Raw genomic sequence first — 18668 nt, 5'->3', positions numbered from 1 at the left:
GCGTGCTCAGCGGGCCGCAGGGCGCGGGGCCGCGAGCCGCTCGGCCGACTCGGGGTTGCTGGAGTGCGCCCAGGGGTTCAGCACTTCGCTGCCGTAGTAGTAGCGGTCCACCGCGATGTTGATGTCGCGCGCGGGCTCGCCCTCGAACGGGTCCGCGAGGTCCGGCAGCATGTGGATCTCGCCTGGCGCGGACGGCTGCACGCGCTCGAGCAGCCACGGGTCCAGCACCTCGCTGGCGGGGGTCATGTCGCCCCAGCGGTCCAGCGTGCGCACGGCTGCTGCGGCCGGCTCGGCGATCCAGCGGCCCTCGGCGTCGGCCCCCCGGCCGGCCACCACCTCCACCAGCACGGCCGCCTGGTCACCCGAGGTGCGGCGGAAGTAGATGTGGGCGTGGCGACCGTCGGCCTCGAACACGATGGAGAGCGTCCCGCGAGCGCGGTTGGCGCCCGGGTCGGTCAGGCGCAGCACCGGGGCGCCGAGCGCCGCCGCGATGGCCTCGCGCACAGCCGCCGCGTCGGTGCGCCGGAACTCGGACTCCACCACGACCACCACGGGGTCGGGGGCCATCACCCGGGCGCTGGCGGGCCCCGCGGGGAACGCGAGCGTCGCCAGCCATGCGGAGACCAGCAGCCGCGTGACGAGCAGGCTGCGGAGGCGAGTGGGCGCGTTCATGCGAGAGCATTATGTCGCCAAGCGGGGCGCGGGGCGAAGGCTTTTCTCGGCGCGCTCGCGCGTTGAGCTGGCTCAACGCACCAACGCGGCGAAGGGATCCTCGGCGCCGACCAGGTCGGTCAGCGTGGCCGCGCCCCGCACGTCCTCGAGGCGGAAGCCCAGGAGCCCCTCCCCATGCTCCGTGGCAACGCGGGCCCCCGTGGGCAGCGTCACGAACCCACCCCAGGGCGTGGGGACGCCGCCGATGGGCAGAACGCTCACCCACATCCGCCACTCGTTCGGGGTGCCGTCGTCGTCGACCAGCCACAGGTAGGCGTCGCCCGGGGTCACGCCGCCGGACGAGTACTCCACCAGCAACGCGTCGCGGCCGTCCACCTGCACGATGGAGCGCGTGGTGCCCGGGTCGAAGAGCTTGACCAAGGGGTTGAGCCAGAACGAGTCGTTGCAGAAGTAGCCCCAGGCGCTCTCGAGGGCCTCGCGCAGCTCCTCGCCATGCAGGGCCTCGCCACCGCGGAAGGCCACGCCCGTCTGGTCGCTGGTGCGGAGCAGCACCCGCAGGTCACGCTGGCGCACCTCCACGAAGCCGCGCTCTTTGTCCCACAGGTGGTGGTTCACGAAGAAGGTCCACTCGATCGCGCCCGTCTCGGCCCAGCGGTCGGCACGCACCGCGGCCTCCATGCGCCGGGCCAGCGCCTCGGCCTCGGGCCCGGGGGTCCCCACGGGGCGAGGCTGGTCGAGCACCAGGCCGGCCACCACGCCCAACATGGCGCTGACCAGCAAGAAGCCCAGGAGCCCCAGCCCCAAGCGCTTTCCCCAGATGCGCGCCCGGGAGCGCGGAGTCGGCACGGTGGGCTCCATGGGGCGGCAGTGTAGCGTCCAGTCGACATCCGCTGCCAGCACCGCAATCATACCCGCATGCCTCACGCACTGGTGGTTGGTGGAAACCGTGGCATCGGCCTCGAGCTCGTTCGGCAGCTCCTGGCGCGCAGCGCTCCGTCATGGCGGGTCAGCGTGGTGTGCCGCAGCGCCACCCCCGAGCTCGCCGCGCTCGCGGCAGAAGTGCATGCCGACATCGACGTGACCAGCGACGCTGGGCTCGCGGTGGCCGAGAGCGCGCTCGCCGGGCAGCCGGTGGACCTGCTGGTGGTGGTGGCCGGCCTGCTCGAGCGCAACACGCTGAGCGCGCTCGACGTGGACTCCGTGCGGGCGCAGTTCGAGGTCAACGCGCTCGCGCCGCTGCGCCTGGTCGCGGCCTTCGCGGGGCAGATCCCCGAGGGTGGCAAGGTCGCGCTGCTCACCAGCCGCATGGGCTCCATCGCGGACAACGACAGCGGCTCGCACTACGGCTACCGCATGAGCAAGGCGGCCCTCAACGCGGCGGGCAAGTCGCTGGCCATCGACCTCGCGCCACGCAAGGTGGCCGTGGGCATCTACCACCCGGGCTACGTGCGCACGCGCATGACGGGCAACACGGGCCTCATCGACGCCGACGAGAGCGCCCGCCTGTTGCTGTTGCGCATCGACGAGCTGAGCCCGGCCGAGAGCGGGGTCTTCCGCCACGCCAACGGGGAGCGGCTGCCGTGGTGAACACGGGCCACGGTCACGCCGGGCGACATCCGGCGTTCATCTACGAGGCCATTCGCGCCGGGCAGCCCTATCACTTCCGCACCAAGGGCGCGCTCGCGCACAACACCATCAACCTGGTGTGCACGGCGGCGCTGCTGGCAGGGCTGGGCCTCACGCTGTGGGCGGGCACGGTCATGAACCCGTGGGTCTACGTGCCCATCGCTTCCGTCGTGTTCGGCTGGCTCTACTTCTCGCTCTTCATCCTGGTGGTGCACGAGGCCTCGCACGCCATGTACCTGGTGGCCGAGAACCGCACGCTGCACACGTGGATCAACCGCGTCCCGGGGTGGATGGTGGCCACGGTCTTCGCGGTGCACTACGGCAAGCACTGGGAGCGCGGGCACCTCGAGCACCACGTGCGCCCGCTCGAGGTCAACGACCCGCAGCAGTTCAACACCGGCATCGGCCGCAAGCTGGCCAAGGGCGTGGCCATGAACGTGTTCATCCCGGGCTGGCTGTTCCTCGAGCGCATGGTGTTCCGCACCAAGCGGGCAGGCGGCAAGTCGTCCAGCAGCAAGGGCGTGCTGGTGGCGTTCGTGGTGATCTGGGCAACGGGGCTCACGCTCAGCGCCGTCTACCTGGGCGGGCCCGTGGCGCTGGCAGGCTTCTTCGGCATCCACGTGCTGAGCGCCTGGAACCTGGTGAAGGGCGCGCTCGAGCACGGTGGCGCGCTGGCCGACGAGAAGGACCCGTTCTTCCGCTCCCGGACCACGCTGTTCTTCGGGCGGCGCTTGCTCATGCCGTTCAACATCACGCTGCACTTCGAGCACCACCTGAACTTCTGCGTGCCTTGGTACGACCTGCCGCGCTATCAGCGGGACCTTCGGTCCATCGTGCCGGCCAGCGTGTTCCGCGACATGATCAACCCGAGCCCGTGGCAGCAGCTGGCCGGCAACCTGGGCGGGCTCAGCGCCGAGTCCACGCAGCTCGTCAGCGCCGCCTCGCAGTAGGGGGTCGTCCGGGGGCTGTCGCCATCGCGGGGCGGGGAGCGTATCGTCTCGGGGCCATGCGACGATGCCTGCTGTGCTTGTGGTTGGTCGGGTGCGCGACTGCGCCGGCGGTGCCGCCTCCCTCTGCCGTGGAAGGGGTCCTCGCCGAGCCGCCTGCCCCTCCCCTGGTTGCCCAGGGCGAGGTGGTGTTCCAGGCCCCACACGACTCGCCCATTCGCACGCTGCTGGCCGAGCCCGGCTGGGCGCACTTCATCACGGAGTCCGGTGGCGTGGTGGCCGTGCACGACCTGGCCACCGGGGCCGTGCGGGCCTGGCGTCGCCCATGGCCGCGGGCGGACGTGGCCATCGCACACGACGCGTCGGGCACCCTCCTGATGTTGACCCCCATGAGCTCGTACGAGCACACGGCGTTCTTGTGGTCGCTGCAAGACGACCGCATGTACCTGGTGAGGGGCGGGAACGACCAGGACCATCCCGGCGACGAGCCCCGCCTCGTGGTGGGTGGCCAAGAGGGCGCGTACACGCTGAGTCTGGAGGAGGGCGGCACTCGACGCGTGCTCGCAACCCGCAGCTACGTGGGGTACCCGCGCGCCGAGTTCAGCCTGGATCGGCAGACCGTCGTCCTGGCCGAAGTCGCGCCGGGTGGAGGTCGCGCCGACGTCTCGCTGCTGGACGCCGAGACTCTGGATCCCCGCGCACGGCTCGGGACCACGACCCTTCCGTCCGTGCTGCGACGGTCGAACGCGCTGCTGCTCAGCACCGCCGATGGCATCGAGCTGCGCTCCACGCGGGACGGCAGCCGGCTCGGGCTCATACCGCCGGATGAGCATCACGGGGTGTCGATAGGGAGCCCGGACGAGGCGTACGACGGCAGCTGCCTGTCCATGCCCATCTCGGAGACGTACCGTGTGCGCCTGTACCGCGCGACGGATCTCACGTTCGTGCACGAGGCGGACACCCGGGGCTTCGGCACCTACGCGGTGTTGCCCGGCTGTGCTGGCGTGGTGGGACAGTCGCCCGAGAGCGAGCTGCGCTCGTTCGGCCCCGGCCTGCCCAGCGAGGGGGCGCTGTTCGGAACCGCGGGCGCGCTGCGCCATCTCTTCGAAGGCGAGTTCATCCGGCCGGTGTCGCTCGTGGGACCGGACAGCGCCATCACGGCGAACGGCATCTCCGTGGCGTGGGTCGCGCGGGGGTCGATGCCCCGCTTCGTCATCGCGCCAACGGACGTCGTCCGAGCGCCCTCTCCCTGGGCCTATGGGTTCCTCACGTCGGGCGCCGTCTTCGTGATGGGGCGCGGCTTCGTCCACACCGTGGGGTCGAGCGGGCTCGCGCCGGCCGTGTGCGAAGGACCGGCGGACGTGATGGTCTCGCCGAGCGGAACCACCAGCCTCGGTACGCGCTCCACGTTCTGCGACCTCGAGCGCCAGCGCAGCGAGCGGTGGGAGGTGCGCAGCGAGACCCAGGTGGGGCGTTTCGTCATCGTGCAGGACCAGTCGTCCGTCGTGCGCGTGCTCGACATCGAACAGGGAACCACCACGCCCATCGCGGCCGGCGTCGCCCCCTACCGCTCGCCCGTGGCCATCTCCGAGAACGGCCGCGTGGTGGCCTACGCGCACTCGAGCGGCACGTCGGTCCGTCTCATCGAGGGTGCAGAGAGGGCGAGCACGGCCACGACCCTCGTGCTGCGCCATCGCGCCACGCGGCACACGCTCTACGACACCATGCTCGCCGTAGAGAGCGAGGGCCGCATCACGCTCTACGCGTTCGACGGGAGTGTGCCGGTGGACCAGGAGGTGGTCCCCACGCGCTACGTCCCGCCGACACCCACGCGCTCGGTGTTCCTGATCAGCGACGGAACGCGCACAGACGTGATCGAGGCGCGCACGGGCGCGACGCTGGCCGCCTTCGACGGCGCGCCGGTCCCGGAGATGTACGAGGGAGACCTCTTTACTCCGGACCCGCGCTTGCCCCTGCCCGTCATCCGCCACGGGGACGCCACCGCGTTCGTGAGGGTCGTGGACGGTCAGGCCAGCTTGCTGCCGCTCGGCGACGCGCGTGTGCTGGGCAGTGACCCGCTCGAGCGCTTCTTGGCCGTCTGTCGCGCCGGCGCGCTGACGGTGCTCGCGGTAGCCACGCAGGAGTCGCGGGCGTTCGGCACGTGCCTCGACTCGGACCGCGTGCGCGTGCGCGGAGACGGCGACGCGCTGCTCATGGTGCGCGGCGTGCAGTTGACGCTGCGCACCCCGCGTGGCGAGACGGTGCTGAACCTGCTCGACCGGGGAGGCGTTCCGCTGCTGTTCCTCAGCAACACGGCAGGGGCGTACACGGGCTCGGCGGAGCTCGTGCCAGGCTTTCGGTTCCGACGCGCCGGGCCACTGCTGAGCGCACCGCTCGAGCCGCTGACGGCGGGTCTCGAGAGCCCTGCGCTGCTGCGGGAGTTCAGCCTCACGCCTTGAGGCGCTTCACGCAGGCCTAGACCGTCCGCCGCCCGGACAACGCACGCCCCAGCGTGACCTGGTCCGTGAACTCCAGCTCGCCACCATGAGGCATGCCGCTGGCGATGCGGCTCACCGCCACGCCCTCGGACGCCAGGACCTGGGCCACGAAGAGCGCCGTGGCCTCGCCCTCCACGTTGAGCGGTGTGGCCACGATGACCTCACGCGTGCCGTGACGCCGCACGCGCTCCACCAGCGCATCGAGCGGGAGATCGGCCGGGCCCACTCCGTCGAGCGGCGCCAGCAGCCGGTGCAACACGTGGTAGCGCCCGCGGAAGCTCCCGCTGCGCTCGATGGCGTGCAGGTCCGGGACGCGCGCCACCACGCAGATGACCCCGTCGTCGCGGCGCGGGTCTTCGCAGATGGCGCAGCGCTCGGCCGCGCCGAAGTTGCCGCACTCCACGCAGCGCCGCACACGCCGGTGCAGCGCGCTGAGGGCGCCACCCAGCGCGTCGGTGTAGCCCGGATCCCCCGCCAGCAAGTGGAACACCAAGCGCCCTGCGCTCCGCTCGCCGATGCCGGGCAAGCGGGCGAAGAGGCGAATGAGCTCGGCGATGGGATCGGGCTCGGCCACGGGTGGCTCAGGTCATGCCGGGGATCTTGAGCCCGCCGGTGACCGTCTCGAGCTCGCCGTCCACGTGCTCGCGGGCCTTGGTGAGCGCCGCGTTGCACGCGGCCACCACCAGGTCCTGCACCATCTCGAGGCCCTCTTCCTTCAAGAGCGCCGGGTCGATGGTGATGCGGACGATCTCGGCGTTGCCCGTGGCCACCGCCTTGACCTGGTCGTTGCCGGCGCCGGCTTCGAACTCCTCGAGCGCGAGCTCCTCGCGCCGCTTCTCGATCTTGCGTTGCATGCGGCTTGCCTGCCGCATGAGCTCGTTCATTCCACCGCGAAACTTCATGTCGCTCTACCTCGTGTTGACTCGCTGCTGCTCTGGCAGACCGTGGATGGGGCGTGGCTCACGCTCACGCCTCGAACCGAACGACCGCTTTTCCGCGCGCGTCCGGGAAAATATCGAAGGCTTCTAGCACCATCGGGTGGGCCAGCGCCTCGTGTTTTCGCTTGTTCTTTGCCGCATCGCGCCGCGTGGCGCTCACGGTGGCCAGCGATTGGGCGCCACCATCGCCGTGGCCCAGCCGCTCGAAGCTGAGCTGCGGGCGGGTCTTGAAGTGGTCCTCGGCCGCCGCCAGGAGGATGGCCTGCCCCTGCTGCACCAGCGACTGGGTGAACTCGCTGACGAACGCCAAGACGATGCGGTCGGCGTTGACCAGGCGCGGCACGGCCTCTTCGAGGGCCCCGGCGAGCGCGGGGGAGGCGTACTCGATGCGGCTGACCAGCTGCTCCCACTCGAGGAACGAGGACCTCCGCAGGGTCCCTTGCGGCGGCGTGACGGCTGCCGGCCCCTCCGGGCGAGGTGGGGCGAGCTCCGCGCCGGATTGAGGGACGTCTGCGGGAGCTTGCGCCGGGGTGTCCACGTGGTCGTGGGCAGGAGCCGGCGCGGCCGGACGCTCGCTGCTGCGCTCGGCGTACGCCAGCGCGGCGGCGAGAGCCGAGCGGCGGGGCGCCGCAGCCGGAGTGGGCGCCGCCGAGGGCGCGTGCGGGGCAGCCTGAGGGGCCGCCTGACCCGTTGGTTCCTGACGGGCCGTGGACAGCTGGGGCGCCTGTGCGCCCGCTGCGGGCTCCGATGGCGCGGCCACGGGGGCGGGCTCCCGCGGCGGAGCAACCGCATGCACCGCTGGGCTGGACACGTCTCGGTGAGTGGCGCCCGTGGGCAACGCGTCCCCAGCCGGCACCGGCAATGCCGGGTGAGCCTCTTCGTGCGCAGCGCGGGGCGGCCCATCCGCGCGGCGCGTCCCGCTCGCTCCGCGTGGCTCCGCTGACCCACCACGGCCTGCGTCAGGCCCGGCCCCGCCACCCAGCGGCCCACGTCCACCGCCGTCCCAGTCCGCGAGCGACTTCTGCACGGCGCCGAGGCGCGCCAGCAGCGTGGCCACGTCTTCGAGGGGCGGCCGCGTGGCCACGCGCACGAGGCCCATCTCCAGCACGCGCATGGGCTGGCTGGAGGCCGCCACATCATCCACCAGCTTGGACACGGCCGCGAACACGCGCTGCAGCTCCAGCGCGGAGACCTTCTCGGCCAGCTCACGCGCGCGCTCGCGCTCTTCGTCCACGAAGTCCACCAAGTCGTCGGCGCCCTGCGCCACCCGCAGCACCACCAAGTCGCGCAGCAGCTGCACTAGCTGGCGGCTGAGGTGCCCGGTGTCCACGCCCTGCTCCCCCAGGGTGGCGAGCGCACGGAGCACCGCGGCGCCGTCCCCCATGAGCGCGGCCTCCACCACGCCGAACAGCGACTCGCGCGCGGCGATGCCCAGCGTCTCGGCGACCTCTTTGCCGAGCAGCTTGCCGCCGCCGAAGGCCACGATCTGATCCAGCAGCGTGAGGGCGTCACGCATGGAGCCAGCGGCTTCGTTGGCCACCAGGGCCACCGCCGCGTCGTCCGCTTCCACGCCCTCCGCCGCCAGGATCTTGCGCACGGCCTGGGCCACCACCGCCTGCGGGATGAGCCTGAAGTCGTAGCGCTGACAGCGCGAACGGATGGTGACCGGCACCTTGTGGCTCTCGGTCGTGGCGAAGATGAACTTCACGTGCGGCGGCGGCTCTTCCAGCGTCTTCAGGAAGGCGTTGAAGGCTCCGGTGGAGAGCATGTGGACCTCGTCCACGATCACGATCTTGTAGCGGTCACGCTGCGGGCGATACGGCAGCGACTCTTGCAAGCGGCGCACGTCGTCCACGCCGTTGTTGGACGCCCCGTCGATCTCCTGCACGTCCACGTCGACGCTGGCCGTGATGTCCACGCAAGGTGGGCACACGTTGCAGGGCGTGGCCGTGGGGCCCTTCTCGCAGCACAGGCACTTCGCGAGGAGGCGCGCGCTGGTGGTCTTACCCACCCCGCGCACCCCCGTGAACAGGAAGGCGTGGGCCACGCGGTCCGTGGCGATGGCGTTGCGCAGCGTTCGCGCGACGTGCTCCTGACCGACCAGATCCTCGAAGGTCTGCGGGCGGTACTTTCGAGCGAAGACGGTGTAGGACATGGAGGGCGGAGGGTAGCAGGCGCCAGCGACGCCGTCTCGCCTCAGCCGGCGGCTTCGCGTTCCGCCGGGGCCGTGCGCGGCGACAGCTGCAGCAGGCTCACACGGCGGCCGTCGACCTCCATGACGGTGAGGTCGAACTCGCCCACCTGCACCACGTCACCCACCACCGGCACGCGGCCGGCGAGCTCCACCACCAAGCCCCCGATGGTGTCGGACGACGTCCCCTCGCGCAGCGTGGCGTCGAGCTCGGTCTCGAGGTCGTCCACCAGCATGGCCCCGTCCACGTTGTACTGGCCCGGGGTGACCTCGGAGATGCGCGCCACGTCTTCGTCGTCGTCGTACTCGTCCTGGATCTCGCCCACGATCTCCTCGAGGATGTCCTCGAGCGTGATGACGCCCGACGTGGCGCCGAACTCGTCCTTCACGATGGCGAGGTGCGAGCGCCGCGCCTGCATCTCGCGCAGCACGTCCACGATCTTGGCTTCGTCGCTCACCATGAAGGCCGGCTTGCGGATCAGGTTGTGGAGCTCGAGCGTGGCCGGGTCCTTCACGGTCCGCACGGCTTGAAAGAGGTCCTTCGCGTACAGCACGCCCTCGACCTGATCGGGCCCATCGCCGTAGACGGGGTAGCGGCTGTGGCCCGACTCGACCACGCCAGCGAGCAGCTCGTCTATCGCGGTGGACAGCGAGAAGGCCACCACCCGCGGCCGCGGCACCATCACCTCGCGGGTCACCGTATCGCGGAAGTCGAGCAGGCTGCGCAGCATCTCGGCGTGGCCCTCCTCGATGGAGCCCTGCTCCTCGCCGGCGTCGATCATGTGCTCCACCGCGAGCGCCGTGATTTGCGCGGGGTTCTCCTCGGCGGCGGTCTCCACCCAGCGCTCGGTCAGCGAGCGCAGCATGACCATGGGCAGCGCGATGGGCGCCATCAACAGCTCGAGCGGACGCATCAAGCGAATGAGCGGCAGGGCCACCCGCGCGGCGCGACGGCGCACGACCGACGACGTGAGGTCCGCCAGCAGCCCGTAGACGATGGCCGTGGGGATGAGCCAGGTGATGGCCGACGCGGTGTCCCCCGCGGCGACGAGCGCCAAGACGCTCATGGCCACGATGGACGTGAAGCGCCCGACGACCAGCCGCGCCCGCAGCTGTGGCAAGCGCGCGATGACCTCTTGCGCAGCGCGTCCGCGCGTGTCGTCCTCCTCGGCGATGGCGTGCAAGCGTGCCTCACCGAGGGCACCCAGGCCCGCGCTAGCAGCAGAGAACGCGACACCCGCGAGGGTGACCGCCACGAGGGCGAAGAGACTTTGAGGAGGGTCGTCCAAAACTCGGTCGTCGCCAGCCAGGTGCACGGCTCGCTCCGCTCCCTGAGCGTGAGCAGAGCTTCTAGGCTAGCCGTGAAGATTCGGCGTCGCAAGCAGCCACGGGGAAGGTCTCGGCCGTCAGCGCGGTATCACGATGGCCCCGGCGTCCACCAGGCTGAGCACCGTCTTGAGCGCCTCGAGCCGCGGCATGCCGCTGAGGTCCAGCAGCTCTTCGAGCGTGGTGAAGCCGTCCACACGGGAGAGCAAGAACCCGGCGCGGTGGTCGAGCCCCAGCCAGCGGATGTCGGTGTCGGGGACGTCCACGCGGGGGGTGGCATCGAGAGGACCCACCTGGGACGTGTAGAGCAGCTCGAGGCGCTGGCGACACGTGCTGGCAAACTGCTTGGCTTCGGCGTTGTGGGCGTCTGCCCCCAACAGGAGTTCGGCCATCTTGAGCGCGCCCGTGAGGTCGTCCAGCGCATAGCGGGCACGCACCTCGGCCATGAGGTCCAGGGCCGGCTCGGAGGGGCGACTGCGGTCCACCAGCGTGAGGGCGCCGCCGTCCATCTCGGGCAGCCCCATGGGCAGGGGCGAGGCGTTGTCGGCCCGCAGCGGGGCCTGATGGGCGGAGACCCACTTGTGCTGGAGTGCGGGCGCGGCGGCGGACCCTGGACGAAGAGTTCCCCCTGGGGCCATCGCCATGCCCGCGATGGGCGGCAGGGTGCTCCGGCGCTTTCGCTCCCTCACCCACGCATCGTGGTCATCGCTGGCATCCTCGGGCTTGTCCTGCGCCGGCGCACTGGCACTGGCACTGGCACGGGCCGGAGCAATGGGCGCATGCCGGGCCGTGTCGCTGGCGGGAAGCGCCGGGGACGGCGGCGCGCTGGGGATCCCTGGGAGCTCCAGGGGAGGGCCGCTGAAATTGATGGTGACCCGGCCGCGCTCGCGCTGCCCGAGCGCATCGCCCCGCGCGAACTCCACGCTCTCGTCGAGCGTGACGGCACGCGAGCGGTCCACTGGCTGCCCCGGCGCTGCGTCTCGCAACGCTATGCCGCCGGGGGCTGGCGGGACGTAGCGCCTCGCTGGGGACTCGACCGCAGGCGCGGGCGTGGACGGTTGACGCCGTCTGCCCGGCGGCCGCGTCTTCTTGTCGTCACGAGGTGGGTCGGCCATGGGACTGTTCCGCGGCGAGCCGTCGCCCAGTTCAGGCGGACTTGCCGACAACCCCCTTGAACATGCGGCGGGTGCGGTTGAGGGCGTCGATCTGCTCGGTCAGCGCCGCGGAGTCGCCGCGCTCCATCAGCTCCCGAGCGCGCGCCACGACGGCGCGGGCCTTCTCGATGGCGTCGCGCCCGAAGTCGCTCCCAGCCACCACGGCCTGCACCTCGGGGAAGAGCCCCTCGATCTCGGCGATGAGCGTCTCGGCTTCCTGCTTGGCCTTCTCGGAGGCTTCGTCGGTGCGCCGAGCGACCGCGTACTCCTGAGCGTGGTCCATCATGTTGGAGACCTCCTCCTTCGTCAGGCCGCTGGTGGCGGTGACGGTGATGGACTGCTCCTTGCCGGTCTCGATGTCGCGCGCGTGCACGCTCACGATGCCGTCGGCGTTGATCTCGAAGGTGACGTCCACCTCCACCTCGCCGGCGGGCGCCCGACGCAAGCCGGTGAGCACGAACTCGCCCAGCAGCTCGTTCTCTTCGGCGCGCCGCGACTCACCCTGGAGCACCAGGATCTTCACGGCGGTCTGGTTGTCGCGCACGGTGGTGAACGGCTTCGAGCGCGCCGTGGGGACGGTGGTGTTCTGCGGGATGAGCTCCTCGAAGTACCCGCCGACGACCATGATGCCCAGCGTGTGTGGCGTGACGTCCAAGAGGACCATGTCCATCTCGCCGTCTTCGGCCACGAGCGCTGCGCCCTGGATGGAGGCGCCCAGGCCCACGACCTCGTCCGGGTGGACGCCCTTGCAGGGCTCGCGCTCGAAGAACTCGGTGACCACGCGCTGGATGGCGGGCATGCGGGTCATGCCGCCCACGAGGATGACGTCTTCGATCTCGTCGCGCTCGAGGCCGGCCTCGCGGAGCGTCATCTCGCAGATCTCGATGGTGCGGTCCGCGAGGTCACGCGTGAGCTCTTCGAGCTGCGAGCGCGTGAGCAAGCGCTGGAGATGCAGCGCCTCGTTGCGCGCGCTCGAGATGATGAACGGCAGGTTCACCTCGGTCTCGACGAGCGAGCTGAGCTCGCACTTGGCCTTCTCGGCGGCGTCCTTGAGGCGCTGGAGAGCCATGCGGTCGCGGCGCAGGTCGATGCCGTGCTCCTCGAGGAAGCCCTCCACCAGCCAGTCGATGATGCGCTGGTCGAAGTCTTCGCCGCCGAGGAAGGTGTCGCCCGCGGTGCTGATGACCTTGAAGACACCGTTGCTGGAGATCTCGAGGATGGAGATGTCGAACGTGCCGCCGCCCAGGTCGTAGACCGCCACGGTGCGGTCGATGTTCTTGCCGAATCCGTACGCGAGTGCCGCGGCCGTGGGCTCGTTGATGATCCGGATCACGTCGAGCCCGGAGATCTGGCCCGCGTCCTTGGTGGCCTGACGCTGCCCGTCATTGAAGTATGCGGGGACGGTCACCACGGCCTTCTGGACCTCGTGGCCCAGGTAGTCCTCGGCGATCATCTTCATTTCCTGGAGGATCATCGCGCTGACCTCCGGGATGCTGTAGAGCTTGTCGCGCAGCTTGATGCGGCAGTCGCCGTTGGGCCCCGGCAAGATGGTGTAGGGAGCGTTCTTCGCCGTGGACTCCACCTGCGGCGAGGCGAACTTGCGCCCGATCAACCGCTTGGCGGCGTAGACCGTGTTCTCGGCGTTGGTGACGGCCTGCCGCTTGGCGATGTGGCCGACGAGCCGCTTGCCGCCCTCCGTCACGGCCACCATCGAGGGGGTCACCTTGTAGCCGCCGCGGTTGGCCACCACGACGGGCGTTCCGTTCTCGACCACTGCGACGCAAGAGTTGAAGGTGCCGAGATCGATTCCGATGACCTTATCCATGGATCTCCTGAGAGCCTAGGCGCGTCCCGGGGACGGACGATCAGCCAAGCTCACGGAGGAGATTCTTCACGATCTCGTTCTCAGGGTCCAGCTTTGTAGCAGCCTCCAGCTCACGCTTGGCATTGGAGCGCATCCCAGCGGCGACGTAGATGCGGGCCAGGAGAGTGCGCGAGGTGACCTTGTTGGGGTCCGCATCCACGGCTCGCTGGGCCAGATCGCGGGCTTTCTTGAGGTCCAGGTTCCCCTCCAGCAGGGCGTTGGCGCAGCGCGCCGCCGCGTTGACGTCACTCGGGCGGCCCTCCACCACCCGCAGCCAGGACAGCGCCGCGGACGCCCATTGCCCTGCTTTTTCTTCGGCGACGGCCCGCTGCTCGAACACGGGGGCTTCCTCGGCCGAGCGAAGAGCCTCGAGGCGCCCGAGCTGCTGGAGGACCCGCTGGTCGTCGGGAACGAGGGCAATGGCGAGGCGCAGGGCTGCCAGCGCCCCCTTCAAGTTGCCCTGCTGCTCCGCTTCGGCGGCGGCAGCCAGATGGCGGCGGAGGGACTGCCCACTGCCAGTGACGTTGGACGCGTCACGCAGGCTCCCAGCCAGGCCGCGCAGGACATCCGCACGGGCGACACCGGGCTCCGACCCGGTGCCCGGCGCGGGGCTGCTGGGACTGGGCGCGTCGGGAGGCCCGCTCGGGTCCTGGCGCGGCCGACCGCCCGCCAGCCGCATGCGGAGCAGGTCCTGCTGCCGCTTGAGCTGCTCGGGCGAGGGCGGAATGGAGGAAGTGGCCGGCGAAGGGGCTGGCGCAGGGGGCGGCCCGGCAGGGGGAGCCACGCTGATGGGGCGCCCGACGGCAGGGCGTTGCCCAGGGGTGGCGGGCGGCAAGGGCGCGGGGGCCGCTATGGGAGCGGGGGCCGCTATGGGCGGGACGGGCGCGGGTGGGATGGGCACCGGCGGGGCGACGCGGGGACGGGCCGGAGCCGCTTCGGGCAAGCTCGCGCTCGTGCTCGGGGGTGGCGCTTCGCGGACGCTGTCGGGCACGAGGGGCGGCACCGGCACCCGGGGCGCCGCTGGCGCAGGGCGCGCTACACGCCGGGAGCGCCACTCGGCCTCTTCGGGTCCCGGTGGCGGCAGCGTCGCGTCGTACTCCGTCTTGCGGGCGCGGCGAGAGAGCACGTCATAGGCCCCCGTCGCCGCCGTGAAGATCTTCTCCATCTTCGACTTGTAGGTGCCGAGTTCCTTGCCGAACGCGGTGTCGGGGTGGAACTCCTTCGACAGCGAGAAGTACGCCTCGCGGATCTCCTCCTTGGAGGCGTCGCGCCCAATCTCCAGCAGCTCGTAATGGTTGCCCGAACCAAGTCGATAGAAGACATCGAGCACGCGCCGTTTGCGGGTGTCGTCGATGGCGACCTCCTCTTCGAGCTCCTGGGGGTCGTAGAGGCGACGCGGCGTGCCGCTGGGCGGCGGAATGGTGTGCACGCGCTGCGGGGCCTTCACCGCAGGCTTGCCAAAGCGCTTGCTGGGAGGCCGGGAGTCCCGAGGGGGAGTGGGCGCGGGAGCAGCTGCCTGCTTCAGCCGCACGGCCCCCAGTGAGACGAGCCGCTCTAGCGCCGCGAGCGCGATGTCTTCGCCAATCCCCGTGGAGTCGGCGATGTCCTTGGCGGTGGAAGATCCGTCCACGCGGGAGAAGACGAACCCCTCGACGGCAGAGAGCGGGAGCTTGCGAGCGTCCACTCCCTCGGTCAGCTCTGGAATTTCGTCGCCAGCCAATGACATGGGTGCCCGGTGGCAGCCTAGCCCAAAAGGTGAACGAGTAGGGCCTTCTGTGCGTGGAGCCGGTTCTCGGCCTCGTCCCACACTCGGCTCTGGGGCCCGTCGATGACCTCGGCGCTGACTTCCTCGCCTCGATGCGCCGGGAGACAGTGGAGGAAGATGGCATCCGGCTGAGCGAGCCGCATGGCGGCAGCGTCCACCAAGTAGCCCGAGAAGGCGCGCAGTCGGTCTTGTGTCTCCGCCTCCTGCCCCATGGACGTCCAGACATCGGTGGTGACGACGTCGACACCAGCGAGCGCCTCCTTGGGGTCCTCCGTGAGTGTGATGTCCGCGCCCAGGGCCCGCGCGTGCGCGAGGATGGCCGCCTTGGGCTGATAGCCCGCGGGGCACGCCAGACGCAGCGAGAGGCCGGTCAGCACCGCGGCGTTGATCCACGAGTGCGCCATGTTGTTGCCGTCACCCACCCAAGCCACGCGCAGCCCGTCCAGGCGACCCTTCTCGGCGCGTACGCACTGGAGGTCGGCCAGCAGCTGGCAAGGGTGGTAGTCGTCCGAGAGCGCGTTGATGATGGGCACGCTGGACGCCGCCGCCAGCGCCTCGATCTTGTCGTGTCCGAAGGTGCGGTACGCCACGCCGTGCACGAAGCGGCTGAACATCTTCGCCGTGTCGGAGAGCGGCTCGCCGCGGCCCATCTGCGTATCGCTCGCGATGAGCACCACCGGCTGCGCGCCGAGCTCGTGGATGCCCACCTCGAACGAGATGCGCGTGCGCGTGCTGGCCTTCTCGAACACCACCGCCACGGACTTCCCGAGCAGTGGCTTGTCCGCGAGCCCGGCAGGGGTGCCACGCGCGGCACGCAGGTGGTCGGCGCGGTCCAGGATGTCGCGCAGCTCGTCGCGCTCGAGATCCAGCAGGGTGCGGAAGTGACGGGTCACGCCGCCACCTCGTGGGCCTTCGTGAGCACGGAGGCCACGATGGACAGACCCTCGTCCAGCTCGGCGCGCGTGACGTTCAGCGAAGGGGTGAAGCGCAGCACGTTTCCGCCCGCGAGGGTGAGCGCCAGGCCGGCGTCGAGGGCCGCCCGCCAGGTGGCGCCCGGGTCCACGTGCGGAGCCAACACGAGCCCGCGCAGGAGGCCGAGGCCGCGCGCTTCGGTCACCGCACCCAGTTGGCCCACCAGCGCGTGCAGACGCTGGCCCAAGTAGTCGCCTTGCGAGACCACGTTGGCGAGGATGTGCTCGTCGTCGAAGATGCGCAGCACCGCGAGGCCTGCCGCACAGGCCAGCGCGTTGCCACCGAAGGTGCTGGCATGACTGCCCGGGGGCAGCCCACCCGCCAGGCGCTCGGTCACGGCAATGCCACCGAGCGGGAAGCCGCCCGCGATGCCCTTGGCGAGCGAGCACGCGTCCGGCACCACGCCGCTGACCTCGGCGCCCATGAAGGTACCGAGGCGCCCGTAGCCCGTCTGCACCTCGTCGAAGAAGAGCAGCGCACCGGCGGCATCACAAATCTCACGCGCGCTCTTCAGGTAGGCCGTGTCGCCGGGGATGATGCCGCCCTCGGCCTGAAGCGGCTCCAACAGCACCGCGGCCGTGCGCGGGCCCACAGCGGCCCGCAGTGCGTCCGCGTCGTTGTAGGGCACGAACACCACGCCCGGCAGCAAGGGCCCCATGCCCACGTGATACTTCTCCTGGCCCGTCACCGAGAGGGCGCCCAGCGTCCGCCCGTGGAAGCTCTTGTACGTGGACACGATCTCCACGCGCTCGGTCTGGCCGCGCTCGTGCTGGAAGCGCCGCCCCAACTTGAGGAGCGACTCGTTGGCCTCGGCGCCCGAGTTGCAGAAGTACACGCGCTGGAACGCCGTGCGCTCCACGATGGCGCTCGCCAGCTCGATGGCGCGGTCGTTATAGAAGAGGTTCGATACGTGCATGAGCCGCGCGGCCTGCTCGCCGATGGCAGCCGCGAGCACCGGGTGCGCGTGCCCCACGCTGTTGACCGCCACGCCGCCGCTCAGGTCCAGGTACGAGCGCCCGTCGCGGTCGAAGAGACGGCGCCCCTCCCCGCGCGTGAACACGACGGGAGCGGGAGCATAGTTACCGAGCTGGACGGCACGGGCAGTGTCCAGAAGCTCGGCCTGAGTGGCTTCATGAGAACTCATAAGGGCGCCGAGTGTAGCAGTGTCCCCCACGTTTTCGCACCCTTTCACTGTGGCTGTTCGTGGTGGTCTGCAGGCGTGATCGTGAGGAGGGCGACGGGCACCCTGGTCTGCGGGGCCGGTCGCGCAGGCGCTCCCTCTGATACCTCCCTGAAAGCGGCACTGCGCTGCGCTCCGTTTGCTTTCTGGGGCCCATCAACCCCCGCTGCCCAGGGCGCCCGTCGCCCTCCCCGCATACGTCTGGAGGATGCGCGCAAGCCACGGGAGAGCTGACCACGTGGGCGACGCTGCTCGGGCGCCGAGTGCTCAACCGAGCCGGCCGGAGTGCGGGTGGGCACTGAGAGTCCGACGGGCTCGACGGGGCTCGACCGACCGCGGCGCACTCCACCAGGCTCAGTCGCCCCGTCCGAAGATCCGAGTTCCCTCCACTCCGGCGAGCTCAGTTGAGCCCCCAGCAACGGAACCCGCTAGTCCACCGCCGACCAGCACGGGACTCGAGGCGTCACCGAGGAGGGCGCGGGGCGTCCTGGGCAGCGGGGGTTGGGGGGGCCCTAATTCAAGCGTCCGCAGGACGCGCCGAATTGGGGGGGCACCGGAGGGAGCGCCAGCGCGACCGGCCCCGCAGACCAGGATGCCCCGCGCCCTCCGATCGATCACGCCACCGCCTTACAACCCTTGGGGGAAAGGAGGTGGAGCTACCGGGTGATCTCGGTGCCTATGCCCCGGTCGGTGAAGATCTCGAGCAGCGCCGCGTGCTGGACGCGGCCGTCGACGATGTGGGCCTTGGTGACGCCGCCGGCGAGGGCCTCGAGGGCGCAGCGCACCTTGGGGATCATGCCGCCCTGGATGACGCCCTGCTCCTCCAGCCGCTCGATGTCTTCGGCGGTGAGCGAGCTGATGACGTTGCCGTCAGCCCCGCGCACGCCTTCGATGTCGGTCATGAGCACCAGCTTGCGGGCCGAGAGCGCGGCGGCGACGTTGCCGGCCACGGTGTCCGCGTTGACGTTGAGCGACTGACCGTTCTCGTCGGCCACGATGGGCGCGATGACGGGGATGAAGCCGCCGGTCATGAGCGTGCGCAGCAGCTGCGGGTTGACCGAGGTGATGGCGCCCACGCGGCCCGGGTCCACCACGCGACCGGACTTGGTGCGCATCTCGGTCACGCGCGTGCCGCGCACGAACCCGTCGTCGCGGCCGGTGAGGCCCACGGGGCGCCCGCCGTGGGCGGCGATGAGCGACACGATGGCCTGGTTGAGCTTGGCGCCCAGCACCATCTCGACCACGTCCATGGTGGCGTCGTCGGTGACGCGCAGCCCATCGAGGCGCTCGGACACCACGCCCATGGACGCCAGCGTCTCGTCGATCTGAGGCCCGCCGCCGTGCACCACCACCGGGTGGAGGCCCACGTACTTCATGAGCACCACGTCGCGCGCGAAGCCATCGCGCAACGCCGGGTCGATCATCGCGTGGCCGCCGTACTTGATGACGAAGATCTCGCCATGGAAGCGCCGGATGTAGGGCAGCGCCTCGAGGAGCACCGCCGCCTTGTTGATGATGTCCTGCATCGCGGCGGC

Annotated in this window: 15 protein-coding genes; 3 read left to right on the top strand and 12 right to left on the bottom strand. The window is 70.6% G+C overall.

The genetic code is table 11. The annotated features are described in order from the left end of the window. Positions 1–6: 6 nt before the first annotated feature. Positions 7–672 carry a hypothetical protein gene (locus IPI43_15950; protein MBK7775602.1) on the bottom strand — a complete coding sequence of 222 codons (666 nt, stop codon included), beginning with the start codon at positions 670–672 and terminating at the stop codon, positions 7–9. Positions 673–744: 72 nt separating this feature from the next. Then, positions 745–1530 (bottom strand): hypothetical protein, encoded by a 786-nt coding sequence (locus tag IPI43_15945; protein MBK7775601.1) that lies wholly within the window; start codon positions 1528–1530, stop codon positions 745–747. 57 nt (positions 1531–1587) lie between these two features. Here IPI43_15945 and IPI43_15940 point away from each other — a divergent pair, with 57 nt between their 5' ends. The 3 genes from IPI43_15940 to IPI43_15930 all read left to right on the top strand — a co-directional run bounded on the left by IPI43_15940 (position 1588) and on the right by IPI43_15930 (position 5704). Then, on the top strand, positions 1588–2259 hold the full coding sequence (locus tag IPI43_15940) for an SDR family oxidoreductase (GenBank protein MBK7775600.1): 672 nt from the start codon (positions 1588–1590) through the stop codon (positions 2257–2259). Then, positions 2253–3248, top strand: coding sequence for a fatty acid desaturase (locus IPI43_15935; GenBank protein MBK7775599.1), 996 nt, complete (start codon positions 2253–2255; stop codon positions 3246–3248). Before IPI43_15940 ends, IPI43_15935 begins: the two co-directional genes overlap by 7 nt. A 128-nt stretch (positions 3249–3376) precedes the next feature. Further along, on the top strand, positions 3377–5704 hold the full coding sequence (locus IPI43_15930; protein MBK7775598.1) for a hypothetical protein: 2328 nt from the start codon (positions 3377–3379) through the stop codon (positions 5702–5704). Between the two features lie 16 nt (positions 5705–5720). On the opposite strand, the gene recR is transcribed toward IPI43_15930, so the two are convergent. The 10 genes from recR to argB all read right to left on the bottom strand — a co-directional run bounded on the left by recR (position 5721) and on the right by argB (position 18659). After that, entirely contained in the window at positions 5721–6317 is a 597-nt protein-coding gene (recR, locus tag IPI43_15925; GenBank protein ID MBK7775597.1) for a recombination protein RecR, read from the bottom strand. 7 nt (positions 6318–6324) lie between these two features. Beyond that, on the bottom strand, positions 6325–6645 hold the full coding sequence (locus IPI43_15920; GenBank protein MBK7775596.1) for a YbaB/EbfC family nucleoid-associated protein: 321 nt from the start codon (positions 6643–6645) through the stop codon (positions 6325–6327). Between the two features lie 64 nt (positions 6646–6709). Then, positions 6710–8836: a DNA polymerase III subunit gamma/tau gene (gene dnaX, locus IPI43_15915; protein ID MBK7775595.1), complete on the bottom strand. Its 2127-nt coding sequence runs from the start codon at positions 8834–8836 to the stop codon at positions 6710–6712. A 41-nt stretch (positions 8837–8877) separates the two neighbouring features. Next, positions 8878–10128: an HlyC/CorC family transporter gene (locus IPI43_15910; protein ID MBK7775594.1), complete on the bottom strand. Its 1251-nt coding sequence runs from the start codon at positions 10126–10128 to the stop codon at positions 8878–8880. Positions 10129–10278: 150 nt separating this feature from the next. Beyond that, positions 10279–11313 carry a hypothetical protein gene (locus IPI43_15905; GenBank protein ID MBK7775593.1) on the bottom strand — a complete coding sequence of 345 codons (1035 nt, stop codon included), beginning with the start codon at positions 11311–11313 and terminating at the stop codon, positions 10279–10281. Positions 11314–11344: 31 nt separating this feature from the next. Next, positions 11345–13177, bottom strand: a complete 1833-nt coding sequence (gene dnaK, locus IPI43_15900) for a molecular chaperone DnaK (protein MBK7775592.1) — start codon at positions 13175–13177, stop codon at positions 11345–11347. 40 nt (positions 13178–13217) lie between these two features. Next, the gene (locus tag IPI43_15895; GenBank protein ID MBK7775591.1) at positions 13218–14942 is read right to left on the bottom strand and encodes a DnaJ domain-containing protein; all 1725 of its coding nucleotides are present in this window, start codon (positions 14940–14942) and stop codon (positions 13218–13220) included. A 17-nt stretch (positions 14943–14959) separates the two neighbouring features. Further along, positions 14960–15874 (bottom strand): ornithine carbamoyltransferase, encoded by a 915-nt coding sequence (gene argF, locus IPI43_15890; GenBank protein MBK7775590.1) that lies wholly within the window; start codon positions 15872–15874, stop codon positions 14960–14962. Continuing rightward, complete coding sequence (locus tag IPI43_15885) at positions 15871–17013, bottom strand: acetylornithine transaminase (GenBank protein ID MBK7775589.1); 1143 nt, start codon at positions 17011–17013, stop codon at positions 15871–15873. Before IPI43_15885 ends, argF begins: the two co-directional genes overlap by 4 nt. Positions 17014–17789: 776 nt before the next feature. Next, entirely contained in the window at positions 17790–18659 is an 870-nt protein-coding gene (gene argB / locus IPI43_15880) for an acetylglutamate kinase (GenBank protein ID MBK7775588.1), read from the bottom strand. Positions 18660–18668: the final 9 nt, after the last annotated feature.

Source organism: Sandaracinaceae bacterium (genome assembly GCA_016706685.1).
Lineage (GTDB): Bacteria > Myxococcota_A > Polyangia > Polyangiales > Houyiibacteriaceae > JADJJE01.
Note: the sequence above shows the minus strand (reverse complement) of the source record. Positions and strands in the feature narration are given on the sequence as shown.

Excerpts from the sequence above, each read along its gene's own strand:
- IPI43_15950 (MBK7775602.1), bottom strand. The coding sequence starts at position 672 with ATGAACGCGCCCACTCGCCTCCGCAGCCTGCTCGTCACGCGGCTGCTG.
- IPI43_15945 (MBK7775601.1), bottom strand. The coding sequence starts at position 1,530 with ATGGAGCCCACCGTGCCGACTCCGCGCTCCCGGGCGCGCATCTGGGGA.
- IPI43_15940 (MBK7775600.1), top strand. The coding sequence starts at position 1,588 with ATGCCTCACGCACTGGTGGTTGGTGGAAACCGTGGCATCGGCCTCGAG.
- IPI43_15920 (MBK7775596.1), bottom strand. The coding sequence starts at position 6,645 with ATGAAGTTTCGCGGTGGAATGAACGAGCTCATGCGGCAGGCAAGCCGC.
- dnaX (MBK7775595.1), bottom strand. The coding sequence starts at position 8,836 with ATGTCCTACACCGTCTTCGCTCGAAAGTACCGCCCGCAGACCTTCGAG.
- IPI43_15905 (MBK7775593.1), bottom strand. The coding sequence starts at position 11,313 with ATGGCCGACCCACCTCGTGACGACAAGAAGACGCGGCCGCCGGGCAGA.
- dnaK (MBK7775592.1), bottom strand. The coding sequence starts at position 13,177 with ATGGATAAGGTCATCGGAATCGATCTCGGCACCTTCAACTCTTGCGTC.
- IPI43_15895 (MBK7775591.1), bottom strand. The coding sequence starts at position 14,942 with ATGTCATTGGCTGGCGACGAAATTCCAGAGCTGACCGAGGGAGTGGAC.
- argB (MBK7775588.1), bottom strand. The coding sequence starts at position 18,659 with ATGCAGGACATCATCAACAAGGCGGCGGTGCTCCTCGAGGCGCTGCCC.